At 72.4% G+C, this 14,050-nt stretch carries 11 protein-coding genes; 10 read left to right on the top strand and 1 reads right to left on the bottom strand.

Translation table 11 applies throughout. The features are described 5' to 3' along the window. Window positions 1-57 precede the first annotated feature (57 nt). The 9 genes from DVA86_RS15905 (at window position 58) to DVA86_RS15950 (ending at window position 11,718) form a co-directional block, all read left to right on the top strand. Window positions 58-855, top strand: a complete 798-nt coding sequence (locus DVA86_RS15905) for a succinate dehydrogenase/fumarate reductase iron-sulfur subunit (protein ID WP_208884750.1) — start codon at window positions 58-60, stop codon at window positions 853-855. Window positions 856-944: 89 nt separating this feature from the next. Next, on the top strand, window positions 945-2,309 hold the full coding sequence (locus tag DVA86_RS35335; RefSeq protein WP_245996627.1) for a LacI family DNA-binding transcriptional regulator: 1,365 nt from the start codon (window positions 945-947) through the stop codon (window positions 2,307-2,309). Window positions 2,310-2,476: 167 nt separating this feature from the next. After that, a complete protein-coding gene (locus DVA86_RS15920; RefSeq protein WP_208879112.1) occupies window positions 2,477-3,730 on the top strand; it encodes a sugar ABC transporter substrate-binding protein in 1,254 nt (417 codons plus the stop codon). A 5-nt stretch (window positions 3,731-3,735) separates the two neighbouring features. Then, window positions 3,736-4,695 carry a carbohydrate ABC transporter permease gene (locus DVA86_RS15925; protein ID WP_208879114.1) on the top strand — a complete coding sequence of 320 codons (960 nt, stop codon included), beginning with the start codon at window positions 3,736-3,738 and terminating at the stop codon, window positions 4,693-4,695. Next, on the top strand, window positions 4,692-5,540 hold the full coding sequence (locus tag DVA86_RS15930) for a carbohydrate ABC transporter permease (protein WP_208879115.1): 849 nt from the start codon (window positions 4,692-4,694) through the stop codon (window positions 5,538-5,540). The genes DVA86_RS15925 and DVA86_RS15930 overlap by 4 nt, the downstream gene beginning before the upstream one ends. A gap of 142 nt (window positions 5,541-5,682) precedes the next feature. Beyond that, a complete protein-coding gene (locus DVA86_RS15935; protein WP_208879117.1) occupies window positions 5,683-7,572 on the top strand; it encodes a GH39 family glycosyl hydrolase in 1,890 nt (629 codons plus the stop codon). A 100-nt stretch (window positions 7,573-7,672) separates the two neighbouring features. Continuing rightward, a complete protein-coding gene (locus DVA86_RS15940) occupies window positions 7,673-9,118 on the top strand; it encodes a glucoamylase family protein (RefSeq protein ID WP_245996630.1) in 1,446 nt (481 codons plus the stop codon). 64 nt (window positions 9,119-9,182) lie between these two features. After that, window positions 9,183-10,700, top strand: coding sequence for a sulfatase family protein (locus DVA86_RS15945; protein ID WP_245996632.1), 1,518 nt, complete (start codon window positions 9,183-9,185; stop codon window positions 10,698-10,700). Between the two features lie 106 nt (window positions 10,701-10,806). Next, window positions 10,807-11,718 (top strand): formylglycine-generating enzyme family protein, encoded by a 912-nt coding sequence (locus DVA86_RS15950; protein ID WP_208879119.1) that lies wholly within the window; start codon window positions 10,807-10,809, stop codon window positions 11,716-11,718. Window positions 11,719-11,783: 65 nt separating this feature from the next. Here DVA86_RS15950 and DVA86_RS15955 read toward each other — a convergent pair whose 3' ends face one another. After that, window positions 11,784-12,380 carry a helix-turn-helix domain-containing protein gene (locus DVA86_RS15955; RefSeq protein ID WP_222623324.1) on the bottom strand — a complete coding sequence of 199 codons (597 nt, stop codon included), beginning with the start codon at window positions 12,378-12,380 and terminating at the stop codon, window positions 11,784-11,786. 80 nt (window positions 12,381-12,460) lie between these two features. Here DVA86_RS15955 and DVA86_RS15960 point away from each other — a divergent pair, with 80 nt between their 5' ends. Further along, window positions 12,461-14,026, top strand: coding sequence for an MFS transporter (locus DVA86_RS15960; RefSeq protein ID WP_208879121.1), 1,566 nt, complete (start codon window positions 12,461-12,463; stop codon window positions 14,024-14,026). The last annotated feature ends 24 nt before the right edge of the window (window positions 14,027-14,050 follow it).

Consider the following 14,050-nt stretch of genomic DNA (forward strand, 5'->3'; position numbering starts at 1 on the left):
GCCGCCACGGACGACCGTACGGGCACCGGCGGCGACGCCGGAGCGTGGCCGGGCACCGTGGAAAGCGGCACCTCGGGGGAGCGTCCGAGCACCAGTTACGACGCGCACTTCCGGGTCTGGCGCGGGGACGCCGAGGGCGGCGGGCTCGAGGACTTCACGGTCGAGGTCAACGAGGGTGAGGTCGTCCTCGACATCATCCACCGGCTGCAGGCCACCCAGGCCGGCGACCTGGCGGTGCGGTGGAACTGCAAGGCGGGCAAGTGCGGTTCGTGCAGCGCGGAGATCAACGGCCGGCCGCGGCTGCTGTGCATGACGCGGATGTCGGTCTTCGAGCGGACCGACGTCATCACGGTGACGCCGCTGCGGGCCTTCCCGGTCGTACGGGACCTGGTGACGGACGTCTCGTTCAACTACGAGAAGGCGCGCGAGGTCCCGTCGTTCGCGGCGCCCGCCGAGCTGGGGCCGGGCGAGTACCGGATGCAGCAGGAGGACGTGGGGCGCTCGCAGGAGTTCCGCAAGTGCATCGAGTGCTTCCTGTGCCAGGACACCTGCCATGTCGTGCGGGACCACGAGGAGAACAAGGCCGCGTTCGCCGGCCCGCGCTTCCTCATGCGGATCGCCGAGCTCGACATGCATCCGCTGGACGCGGCGGAGGAGCAGGGCCTGGACCGCAAGACCACCGCGCAGGACGAACACGGTCTGGGATACTGCAACATCACGAAGTGCTGTACGGAGGTCTGCCCCGAGGGCATCAAGATCACCGACAACGCGCTGATCCCGCTGAAGGAGCGCGCGGCCGACCGCAAGTACGACCCGCTGGTCTGGCTGGGCAACAAGATCCGCAGGCGGGAGTGACAGGCGGCGGGGGCAGCACCTAGGATGAATGCGCTTTCATCCTCCACTGCCCCCGCAGCGGGCCGAACAGAGCAGGAGAGCGTCGTCGGGTGAGTGCTCCCACGGTGTACGACGTCGCCGATCAGGCCGGCGTCTCGATCGCGACGGTCTCGCGCGTCTACCGCAACCCCGAGTCCGTACGCGCCCGCACCCGCGACCGCGTGCTGGCGGCCGCGCGCGAGCTCGGCTACGTGCCGAGCGGCAACGCGCGCGGCCTCGCCAGCCGCAACACCCGCGTGCTGGGGCTGTGCTTCCCCGACTACGCCGATCCCGACGCCGACCTGGACGACACCGACGCCGAGCACGACGACGCCGAGCAGATGCTCTACTCCGACGAGATCATCCGCGGGATGGAGCGCGCCGCCCGGCGGCACGGCTACGCGCTGCTGATCGCGGCCTCGCTGGCCGAGGGCCCGCAGAGCCTGGTCGCCGACGTCGCGGGCCGCGTGGACGGCTTCGCGGTGCTGGCGCGTACGGTGCCCACCGAGGAGCTGGAGATCATCTCGCGGCGGCTGCCCGTCGTGATGCTCGCCGGGCCGCGCGAGGACGACTCGCTGGACCACCTCGACCACATCGAGGTCGCCAACTTCGACGGCGAACTCGCCCTGACCAGGCACCTCATCGCGGACCACGGCATGCGCCGGCTCGCGTTCGTCGGCAGCGCGCCGGACTCCCCCGACGGCGAGGCGCGCTTCCGCGGGTTCCAGGCGGCCCACCTGGAGGCGGGACTGCCGGTTCCGGCACAGCCGGACGTACGGGGTGAGCTGACGCAGGCGGAGGGCCGCCGGGCGATCGGCGAACTGCTGGACCGGGGCGCGGACTGGGACCGGCCACGGGAGCGGAACGAGAGCCGTGGCCGGAGCCAGGATCGGGACCCGGACCGGGACCGGAACCGGGAGCCTGAGCGGGGGCCGCGCACCGGCGGCGACCGCGCGCTGCCGGAGGCCGTCGTCTTCGCCAACGACCAGATGGCCGTCGGCGCGCTCCCCGAGCTGCGCCGGCGCGGCGTACGCGTCCCGGAGGACCTCACCGTCACGGGCTTCGACGGGATTCCGCTGGGGCGGCTGGTGACGCCGGGCCTGACGACCGTACGGCAGCCGATGCGGCGGCTCGGCGAGAAGGCCGTGGAGCTGCTGGTGGCGCGCCTGGAGGACCGGGAGCGGGAGCCGGTGTCGATGGTGCTGCCGGTCTCCGTCGTACGGCGGGCCAGCTGCGGGTGCACGGGCACGCGCGGCGGCGGCGCGGGTACGGGCGGCGGCGCGCCGGTCACGGCGGGCGCGGCGGGCGCGGCAGGCGCGGCAGGCGCGGCAGGTCCGGCAGGCGCGGCAGGCGCGGCCGCCGACAAGCGCGCCGCAACAGCCAAGAGCACCGGCGCGGGCGCCGGGCACAGCGGGGCTTCCGTTACGCAGTCGTAATCCACCGGGGACTTGCACGGCGGAGCGGTCACTTCCACAGTATGTATGCGCTTACACAAGCGGGAACAGGCAGCCGCCCGCCCGCACGGCGCCCGTACAGCAGGCAGGCGGTCCCGCGCACAGCAGCCCGCGCCCCAGCCGCTCCGGACCTCGAGGAGGAGCCCTCCATGCAGCTCATCCGCCGTACCGTCGCCGTCACCGTCACCGCGGCCACCGCCGCCGGCGCGCTGCTGCTCTCCGCCTGCGGCGGCGACAGCGGCGGGCAGACGGCCGCCGACGAGAAGCAGACCCTCACCGTCTGGGGCATGGGCGAGGAGGGGAAGCATCTGCAGGAGCTGGGCGAGGAGTTCGGCAAGAAGTACCCGAACATCGACGTCAAGGTCACGCCCGTGGGCTGGGACGTGGTGCACCAGAAGCTGGTGTCGGCCGTCGCCGCCGGGGAGCTGCCGGACATGGCGCAGATGGGCAGCACCATGGTCGGCGAGTTCACGTCGCTCGACGCGCTGGAGCCCGTCGACACCAAGACCTTCCGCAAGGCCGACTTCTTCCCCGCCGCCTGGGCCGGGAACGTCACGGACGGCACCGCGTACGGCGTCCCCTGGTACGTCGACACCCGCGTCCTCTACTACCGCACCGACCTGGCCGCCGAGGCGGGCGTCGGCAAGGCGCCGGCGAACTGGCGGGAGCAGCGCGCGCTGGCCGCCGCGTACAAGGACAAGGCCGGCACCGAGTGGGGCACGTACCACCAGCCCTCCGGCATCGGTGCCTGGCAGACCTGGCTGCCGTTCCTCTACTCCGCCGGCGGCAAGCTGCTCGACAAGGACGGCGAACCCGCCCTGGACTCGCCGGAGTCGGTGCGGGCGCTGAGCGAGTACGCGCACTACTACGACAAGGGGCTCTCCACGAAGAGCTCGCCGCCCGGCTACGACGTGGTGAAGGACTTCGCGTCCGGCAAGGCCCCGATGTTCGTCTCCGGGCCCTGGATGGTCAACAACATCCAGGACCAGCACCCGGGCCTGAAGGGCAAGTGGAAGGCGGCGCCGCTCCCCGCCGACAAGACGAGCACCTCCTTCGTCGGCGGCTCCAGCCTCGTCACGTTCGCGGACAGCGGGCACAAGGCCGCCGCGAAGAAGTTCACCGAGTACCTGACCAGCCCGGCCGAGCAGGCCGACTGGTACGGGATGGCCAGGTCGCTGCCCGCCGTCGAGGCGGCCTGGGACGAGCCCGAACTCACGCGCGCGGAAGGGCTGGACGTCTTCGAGAAGCAGCTGCGGACCTCGGAACCGGTGCCCGCGCTGTCGAAGTGGGAGGAGTTCGCGGCCAAGATCGACGAGGCGGTGGCCCGTGTCGCCCAGAAGGGCGAGGACCCGGCGAAGACCGCCGCGTGGCTGCAGAAGGCGACCGAGAGCCTGGTGGACTGATCCGGATGGCCGCCACCTCCGCCACCACCGCCACGGCCAAGGCCACGGCCGGCACCGCCGCCGGGCCGCGGCGCCGCCGCGGGCGGCTGGGCGTGCAGAACGCCGCGGGCTGGCTGTTCTCGACGCCGTTCCTGGTGCTGTTCGCGACGTTCATGGCATTCCCGATCCTGGCCACGCTGGCGATGAGCTTCACGGACTTCGGGCTGCGGGATGTCACCGACCCGTTCTCGGCAGAATTCATCGGATTCGAGAACTACACGAAGCTGTCCGAGGACGAGAAATTCCTCAAGGCCCTCTTCAACACCGGCTATTTCGTGGTCGTCGGGGTGCCGCTGACCGTCGGCGCCGGTCTGTTCGCCGCGGTGCTGCTGAACTCGGGTGTGGCCCGGATGCGTACGTTCTTCCGCGTCGGCTTCTACGCACCCGTCGTCACCAGCATTGTCGCGGTGGCCGTCGTATGGCGCTTCGTACTCGACCCGGGCGAAGGGCTGATCGCGGGAATCGCGGCCGAAGCAGGCCTCACCGCACCGGATTTCCTCGGCTCCGAGGCGCTCGCCATGCCGTCGCTCATCGTGATGGCGGTGTGGCGCAATCTGGGTACGGCAATGGTGCTGTTCCTCGCCGGGCTGCAGGCCATTCCGGCGGATGTCCGGGAGGCCGCGCGCATAGACGGGGCGGGGGCCTGGCAGGAGTTCCGCCGGATCACGGTGCCGCTGCTGCGGCCGACGATGCTGTACGTCTCCGTGATGACGAGCATCGCCTTTCTCAACGTCTTCGAGGAGCCCTTCGTGATGACCAACGGCGGCCCGGACGACAGCACGCTCACGGTGTCGCTCGACATGTACCGCGAGGGCTTCAACTTCTTCCACATGGGCTATGCGAGCGCCATGGCGTACGTGCTGTTCACCGTCATCCTCGCCGTCACCCTGCTCCAGCTCCGCCTGCTGAAGGACAAGACGCGATGACCGGGCACCCGCCCGTACGGGCGCGGCGTACGCGCCGCTGGGCCGTGCACGCGGTCCTCTGCGCCGGGCTGCTGGTGATGGCGGCTCCGTTTGTGTGGATGGGCCTCTCGGCGTTCAAGACGGACGAGGAGCTGGGCGCCAGCCCGACGGTGTGGATTCCGACGGAATGGACCCTGGAACACTTCCGTGAGCTGCTCGAACTGCTCGACATGGCACAGCACTTCTTCAATTCGGCCTTCGTCGCGACGGTGGTCACGCTGTGCAATCTCGTGTTCTGCTCGATGCTCGGCTACGCGCTGGCGAAGCTGCGGTTCGCCGGGAAACGGCCGGTGTTCGCACTCGTGCTGGGCGCGCTGATGGTGCCCGGCAATCTGATGCTGATGCCGATGTTCGTGCTGATGAGCAGGATGGAGCTGATCGACTCGTACGCGGCGCTGATCCTGCCGTTCGCGGCGGGGGCGTTCGGGGTGTTCCTGATGCGGCAGTTCATGCTGGCGATTCCGGACGAACTGCTGGAGGCGGCGCGTATCGACGGTGCCTCCGAGTGGTACATCTTCTGGCGCATCGCCATGCCGCTGGTGAAACCCGCGCTCGCGACGCTGGCGATCTTCACGTTCCTGCAGTCCTGGAACAACTTCCTGTGGCCCCTGGTCGCCACCAACGACCCCGAGAAATACACGCTGCCGGTGGCGCTGGCCACCTTCGCCACCGATCCGACCAAGGCGGACGGCTCCAACGGCGTCCTCATGGCAGGCGCCTTCCTGGTGGTACTGCCGGTGCTGCTGGTCTTCGTCGTCCTGCAGCGCCACTTCACCCAGGGAATCGCCACGGCGGGGCTCAAGTAGGCCCCGTACGGGCACTGTTCCCGTACGTCCCGCACTCCCCCACTCCCGCACGTCCCGCGACCCCGTACGTCACGCACATCCGCCGTGCTCCACCATCCGCCTCGTGTATGCGCATCCACCACCCAGCGAGAGGTAACCCCCCATGACCGAGAAGCACACCGCCCGGCTCGACTGGGAACAGCGCATCGGCCTCCCGAGCGACCGGCCGCTGGCCGGCACCGGCGGCCTGCCCGCGCCCGCCGGGCTGCGCTCCGCGGACGGCACGGGCCACGTGCTGCTCGACTGGCGGCCCGTGGAGGGCTCGCTCGGCTACCTCGTGCACCGTGCCGACACCGTCGACGGCCCCTACCTCCCGCTGGACCACCAGGGCGGCGACGTCCTCGCGGTCCCCCACCCGCCGTACGCCGACACGCTGGCCGAGCCCGGGCGCGGCTACTGGTACAAGGTCGCCACCTGGACCGACGCCGGCGCCGGCCCGCTCACCGACGAGCCCGTGCGCGGCTGCGCCAAGGCGCCCGGCGCCTCCCCCGCCGCCGTCACCGTCACCGTCGACGCCGCCGCCGTACCCGCGCCGCTGCCCGGCGTGTGGAACCGGATGATCGGCGCCGAGCACCTGTCCATGCTGCTGCGGGAGGGGCCGGGCGGCCCCGGCGGTTCGGACGTGGCGGCGGAGTACGCCGAGTCGCTGGCCATCGTGCGGGACGAGCTGGGCGTACGTACGGTGCGCGCGCACGGCACGTTCCTGCCGGAGTGCGTCGCGGTGCGCGAGGACGGCTCGTTCGACTTCTCCGGCCTGGACGAGGTGTACGACCGCTTCCTCGCCACCGGGCTCAGGCCGGTGGTCGAACTGTCCTTCATGCCCGCCGCGCTGGCGGCCGACCCCGCGTACACCATCTTCACGTACGAGGGCATCGCCTCCGTGCCCGGCAGCTGGGAGCGCTGGGGCGAGCTGTGCCGGGCGCTGACGGTCCACCTGCGCGAGCGGTACGGCGCCGACGAGGTGGCCGGCTGGGAGTTCGAGGTCTGGAACGAGGCGAATCTGGAGGTCTTCTGGAACGGCACGCAGGCGCAGTACCACCTGCTGTACGAGACCGCCGTACGCGCCGTGAAGGGCGTCGACGAACGCATCCGGGTCGGCGGCCCCGCCTCCGCCGCAGCGAAGTGGGTCGGGCCGCTGCTGGAGCACTGCCGGGAGGCGGGCGTGCCGGTCGACTTCGTCTCCACCCACACGTACGGCAACGCGCCGCTGGACTTCCGCCCGCAGACCCGCTCGTTCGCCGAGGCCACGGGCCGTCCGGAGCCGGAGATCCTGTGGACGGAGTGGGGCGTCACGCCGACGCACTTCCACCGCGTCAGCGACTCCGCGTTCGCCGCGCCGTTCGTGCTGCGCGGCGTGAAGAGCGCGCTCGCGTCCGCCGACTGCCTCGCGTACTGGGTGGCCAGCGACCACTTCGAGGAGCTGGGCAGGCCGCCCCGGCTGTTCCACGGCGGCTTCGGGCTGCTGACGGTGGGCAATCTGCGGAAGCCGCGGTTCTGGGCGCTGTACCTGCTGTCGCAGCTGGAGGGCGGCCGGATCCCCGCCGCGGTGACCGGCGACGGCGCGGAGGCGCTGACCGAGGCGCTGGCCACGCGTGGCGGCGACGCGTCCACACTCGACGTGCTGCTGTGGAACGGCACCCTCGACCAGACGAAGACCGACGGCTCGGCGGCGCTGCACCGCGAGGCCACCGTCCGCGTCAACGGGCTGGAGCCGGGGGCGCGTTACGTGGTCACCGTGCGCCGGGTCGACGCGGCGCACGGCAACATCCAGGCGGTGTGGGAAGGGCTGGCGGCCGGGACCGGCGTAACGGACGGGTCCGGCGGCGCGTGCCGCGACTGGCCCGACGAGCGGCAGTGGTCCCGGCTCCGCGCCGCCGACCGGCTGCCCGCCGAGGCGCTGGACCCGGTGACGGCCGACGGCGACGGCGACGCCGTGCTCACCGTCGAACTGCCGATGCCCGGCATCCGCGCGCTGCGCTTCACGCGGGCATGACGGCGCGCGGGCGCGCGAGCACGCGCCGGCCCGTACGCGTACGGACTCCGCTTCCGATCCGCCGACCCGACTCGCCCCCTGACGAAGGAGCCGAACAGCCGTGAGACGACGCACACTTCTCGCCGCCGGGGCGGGCACGTCCGCCGCCCTCGCCCTCGGTGCCGCGACCGGCACCGCGTACGGAGCCACCGCGTACGGATCCACCGCGTACGGGCCGGGCACGCCGCCCCGGGACACGGGGGCGCTGCTGCACCGCTGGTTCCGGGACACGTACCGCTCGCTGGAGGCCCTGACCACCGGCCTCGGCCTCGCCGCCGACACCCTCGACGTGACCGGAAGCGGAGGCGAACCGGAACCCAGCGTCCATACCTCGCCCAGCAACATCGGCTGCGGCCTCTGGTCGACCGTGGCCGCCGCCGGCCTCGGCGTCATCAGCGGTACGGCGATGCGCCGCGCCCTGGCCCGTACGGTCGCCGCCGTGGAGCGCCTGGAGCGGCACCACGGCTTCTGGCTCAACTGGTACGACGCCCGCACCGGCGGCGTCCTCACCGAGTGGCCCGGCACCGGCGCTCCCGTACGGCCGTTCCTGTCGTCCGTCGACAACGCCTGGCTGGTCGCCGCCCTCCGCATCGCCGCCGACGCCGACCCGGAGCTGCGCCCGCGCGTCGGGCGGCTGCTCGCGGACGCCGACTGGTCCTTCTACTACACGCCGTACGACCCGGACGACCCCGCCGTCGGCCCCGGCCAGCTGCGCGGCGGCTACCACCTGGACGACGGCACGTACACCCCGCACTGGTACGGCGCGCTGAACACCGAGCCGCGGATGGCCGGTTACCTCGGCATCGCGGACGGCAGCCTCCCGGGCGAGCACTACTGGCACACCTTCCGCACCCTCCCGCCCGGCGCCGGCCAGGAGCAGGAACCGGAGGGCGAGTGGAGCACGGTGGACGGGGTCCGCGTGTGGCGCGGGCACTACACGTACCGGGGACGGAAGACGGTGCCGAGCTGGGGCGGCTCGATGTTCGAGGCGCTGATGGTGCCGCTGTTCGTGCCGGAGGGGCAGTGGTCGCCGCGCTCCTGGGGCCTCAACCACCGGCGGCACGTGGCCGGCCAGATCGAGCACGGGCTGCGCGAGGAGGCGTACGGCTACTGGGGCTTCTCCCCCGCCACCGTCCCCTCCGGCGGCTACAGCGAGTACGGCGTCGACGCCCTCGGCATGCAGACCGAGGGCTACACCTCCAAGGGCGTCGTCACCCCGCACGCCTCCTTCCTCGCCATGCCGTTCGCACCGGGGCCTGCGGTCGCCAACCTGCTGAGGATCGACCGTGACTTCGGCGCGTACGCGGACGGGTACGGCTTCCGGGACTCCGTCGACGTGCGGACCGGGCGGGTCAGCGACCACGTGCTGGCGCTGGACCAGGGCATGGTCGCGGCGGCGCTGGCGCAGGTGCTGCGGCCGGGGCTGCTCCAACGGCCGTTCCGTACGGGCGGGTTCGCGCGGCGCGTGGAGCCGCTGCTGCGGCGGGAGGACTTCGGCATAGCGTAGCCGCGCCGGTCCTGCCGCGAACCGCCGTCCACCGCCCGCCCGTCCACCAGAGGAGCCCCGAGCCGTGCCCGCACCCGACGAGCGTCCGAATCTCGTCCTCCTGATGACCGACGACCACGCCGTCCCCGCCATCAGCGCGTACGGCGGCGTGCTCAACCGCACCCCCGCCCTCGACCGGCTGGCCGCGGAGGGCATGCGCTTCGACAGCGCGTTCTGCACCAACTCCATCTGCTCGCCCGCCCGCGCGACCCTGCTGACCGGCACGTACAGCCACGTCAACGGCATGACCTCGCTGGAGAGCCCGGACCACGTCTTCGACGCGACCCAGCCGGGCTTCCCCGAACTCCTCCAGGAGGCGGGCTACCAGACGGCCATCGTCGGCAAATGGCATCTCGGCCACGGCGGCGACAGCGACCCTCGCGGCTTCGACCACTGGGAGGTCCTGCCGGAGCACGGCGTCTACCACGACCCGGTGTTCCTCACCCCGGACGGCGAGCGCGAGTACCCCGGCTACGTCACCGACGTCATCACCGACCTGGCCCTGAACTGGCTCGACAAGCGCGACCCGGACCGCCCCTTCGCGCTGCTGATCCAGCACAAGGCGCCGCATCGCGCGTTCGAGCCGGCGGAGCGGCACCGGCACCTGTACGAGCACGAGGACCTGCCCGTGCCCGCCACCCTGCACGACGACTACACGCACCGCGCCCGCGCCGCCGCCGAGGCCCGTATGCGCATGTCCGACCTCGGGCCCGACGACCTCAAGACGCCCGTGCCGGAGGGGCTTTCGGAGGCGGAGGAGCGCGAGTGGCGCTACCAGCGCTTCATCAAGGAGTACCTGCGCGTGGTCGCCGCCCTGGACGAGAACCTCGGCCGCGTCCTCCACTACCTCGACACCGCCGGGCTCACCGAACGCACCGCCGTCGCGTACACCTCGGACCACGGGTTCTTCCTCGGCGAGCACGGCTGGTTCGACAAGCGCTTCATGTACGAGCCGGCGCTGCGCATCCCGCTGGTGGTACGGCTGCCGGGCGTGGTGCCGCCGGGCTCCGCCAACGACGACATCGTCGTCAACGTCGACTACGCCCAGACCCTGCTCGACCTGGCCGGCGTCCCGGCGCACCCCCGCATGCAGGGCCGCAGCCTGCTGCCGCTGCTCCGCGGCGAGGAGGTCGCCGACTGGCGCACGGCGATGTACTACCGCTACTACATGCACCTCGACGACAGCCACCACGTGGCCGCCTCGTACGGGGTCCGCACCCGTACGCACAAGCTGATCCACTACCCCGGCCACGGCCACGGCCACGGCGCGGCGGGCGCGGCCACCGGCGAGGACGCGCGGCGGGAGCCGGAGTGGGAGCTGTTCGACCTCGTACGGGACCCGGAGGAGCTGCACAACCGCTACGACGATCCGGCGTACGCGGAGGTCGTACGGGAGCTGCGGAAGCGGCTGGCGGAGCTCCGGCGGGAATACGGGGACACGGCGGACACGGCGGGCACGGCGGATACAGCGGACACAGCGAACGCAGCGAACGCAGCGGTTACAGCGGACACAGCCGACCGCGCGGGCCACGGCCCGTACTGACAGCCGCCCGCGCCTGCCCGGCGGCACCCGATCGCACGGGTGCGCGGTCCGTACCCGCACAATGGCTGGTGGGACCACCGACCGAGCACCTGCGGAGGACAGCACCATGAGCGACGAGCCGCGCGCCTGCTGCGCACCCGCCCGCGCCTCGGGCGACGGCGCGGACGCGGGGGCGGCCGCGCCGGAGCCCGCGCCCGTACGCACCGGGGACGGCGCGGGGGACGCGCCGTACCGGTCCTGGCAGGAGCTGGAGGGCGGCACGTTCCTGATGGGCAGCGAGACCAGCCCGTACCCGGCGGATGGCGAGGGCCCCGTACGCGAGGTGCGCCTGGACCCGTTCGGGATCGCGGCGACGGCGGTGACGAACGACGAGTTCGCCGCCTTCGCCGAGGCGACCGGGCACCGTACGGACGCGGAGCGGTTCGGCTGGTCGTTCGTCTTCGGCGGCTTCCTCCCGGACGACTTCCCGCCCACCCGTGGCGCCGTCCAGGCACCGTGGTGGCGGCAGGTGTTCGAAGCGGACTGGCGCCGCCCGGAGGGCCCGGACTCGTCCGTGGCGGACCGCGGCGACCACCCGGTGGTGCACGTCTCGTACGACGACGCGCTCGCGTACTGCGCGTGGGCGGGCGTACGGCTGCCGGGCGAGGCGGAGTGGGAGTACGCGGCACGCGGCGGGCTGGACGGGAAGCCGTACCCGTGGGGCGACGAGCGCGACCCGGACGGCGAGTACCGCATGAACATCTGGCGCGGTTCGTTCCCCGACCGCAACACCGCCGCCGACGGCTACGCGGGCACCTGCCCGGCGGACGCCTTCCCGCCGAACGCGTACGGGCTGTTCAACATGACCGGAAACGTATGGGAGTGGTGCGCGGACGCCTTCGGCACGGGCACCCGCGTCCTGCGCGGCGGCTCCCACCTGTGCCACGAGTCGTACTGCCTCCGCTACCGGACGTCGGCCCGTATGGGCAACACCCCGGACAGCTCCAGCGGCAACACGGGCTTCCGCGTGGCGCGCTGACGCGGCAGACCCTGGAGACCCGGCAGACCCGGCAGAACCGGCAGACCGGGCCCGCTGTTGAGACCTCAGGGGCCGTCCGAGCCGCTGTCGCCGTCGCCGCGCTGGTGGCCGCGGCGGGCGTCGCGGTCGAAGATGCCCAGGATCTCGCAGGGGCCGCCCTCGGCGCCGATGGCGTGCGGCAGCATCGTGGGGAACTCCGCGGCCTGGTCGGTCTCGACGCGGAAGCGCCGGTGCCCCAGCATCAGGACCGCCGTGCCGGACAGGACGACGAGCCACTCGCGGCCGGGGTGGGCGCGCATGCGCGCGGGATTGTCCGGAGGGGGCTCGGTCATCCGCTGACGCATCACGGTCATGCCGGGGTCGGCCTTCACGGGCCAGCGCATCGTGCCGTGTGACCCGTCGATCATCGGGCTGGTGACGACGTCGTCGGACGCGGTCTCGACGAGCTGGTCGAGCGTGGTGTCCAGGGCGCGGGCGAGCGTGACGAGGCTGTCCAGCGCCAGCCGGCGCTGACCGTTCTCGATCCGGCTGAGGGTGGACTGGCTGAGCCGGGCACGCGCGGCCAGCTCCTCCAGGGACCACCCCTGTGCGACCCGCAGGGCGCGGAGGCGCTTGCGTACGAGGCTGTCCAGTTCGCCATCATCTTGCGTCATAGGCAACATTGTATGCCCGAAATGCAAAGCGTGGTTACCGTCGCTCGCAGATGGCCCGGACCGGCCGGGGCCAGTCTCGAGAGGACTCCATGAACACGAACCGGTCTCCGCGGGCGACAGCCGCCGACGGGGAAGACACCGCGCGCGGCGGGGCCACACCGGACGCGCGTCAGCTGCGTACGATCCTGATCGCCGTCTCCGTCGCGCTGATGGCCGTCATCGCCTCGGTCTCCGGGCTGAACGTCGCCCAGACCCACATGGCCGTCGAGTTCGACGCCTCGCAGAGCACGGTCCTGTGGATCATCAACATCTACACGCTCGCCCTCGCCGCGCTGCTCCTGCCGCTCGGCGCCGTCGGCGACCGCCTGGGCCGCAAGCCCATGCTGCTCGCCGGGCTCGCCGTCTTCGGCGTCGCAAGCGTCACGGCGGGCCTGGCCCCGACGGCCGAGGTGATGCTGGCCGCGCGCGTGGTGAGCGGCGTCGGCGCAGCGATGATCATGCCGATCACCCTGGCCGTCATCACCTCCACCTTCCCGGCGGAGGAGCGGGGGCGGGCGATCGGCGTGTGGACGGGCGTCGCCGGAGGCGGCGGCATCCTGGGCATGTTCCTGTCCGCCACCCTCGTCGACGTCGCGGACTGGCGCTGGCTGTTCGTGCTGCCCGTGGTGCTGGTCGCCGTGGCCCTGGCCATGACGCTGACGTCGGTGCCCGACTCCCGCGAGAGGTCCGGACACCCCTTCGACACGGGCGGCGCGCTGCTGTCCGCCGTCGCGGTGGTCGGGCTCATCTACGTCCTGCAGGAGGGACCGGAGCACGGCTGGACCGGGCCCGCGACGCTGACCGGCCTCGCGGTCGGGCTCGCCGCCCTGGCCGGTTTCGTGGCCTGGGAGCTGCGCCGCCGGGACGCGTCGCTGCTGGACGTACGGCTGTTCCGCGAGCGCGGTCTCGCCGGCGGCTCGGTCACGCTGCTGGTGGTCTTCGGTGTCCTGGCAGGCATCTCCGTGGTCCTCTTCCCGTTCTTCCAGGCCGTGCTCGGCTGGTCGGGCCTGCTGTCCACGCTCGCGCTGATGCCCATGGCCGTACTGATGATGGCCGCGTCCGGTCTGGCACCCAGGCTGGCCGCGCGCGTCGGCGCCCGCTCGACCATGGCCACCGGAATCCTCGTGTCCGGTGCCGGTCTGGCGCTCATGGCCACCTTCGTCTCCGTGGACGGCGGCTATGCGTCCATCCTCCCCGGGATGCTGGCCATGGGCGTCGGCATGGGCCTGGCGATGACGCCCTCCACCGAGGCCATCACCGGCTCCCTCCCGCGCGAGCGCCAGGGGGTCGCGTCCGCGCTCAACGACGTCACCCGCGAGCTCGGCACCGCGCTCGGCGTCGCCCTGCTCGGCGCGCTCCTGTCCGCGGGCTACCGCGGCGCCGTCGACGGCAGGCTGCACGGCATCCCCCCGGAGGCGGCGGACACCGCGCGGGAAGGTGTCGCCAACGCAGTCGAGGTCGCGGACCGTACGGGCCCGCACGCCGGGGCGCTGGTCCACGCCGCCCAGCAGTCCTTCGTCGACGGGTGGCAGCAGGCCATGTGGGCGGGCGTCGGTGTCATGGGCGCCCTGTTCGTCTGCCTCACCGTCACCGCGGCACGCCCGTCCGGCGACTGAGGCCGCCCGGCCCCGTCCGGCCCT

Origin of the sequence: Streptomyces armeniacus (assembly GCF_003355155.1) — a bacterium.
Taxonomy (GTDB): domain Bacteria; phylum Actinomycetota; class Actinomycetes; order Streptomycetales; family Streptomycetaceae; genus Streptomyces; species Streptomyces armeniacus.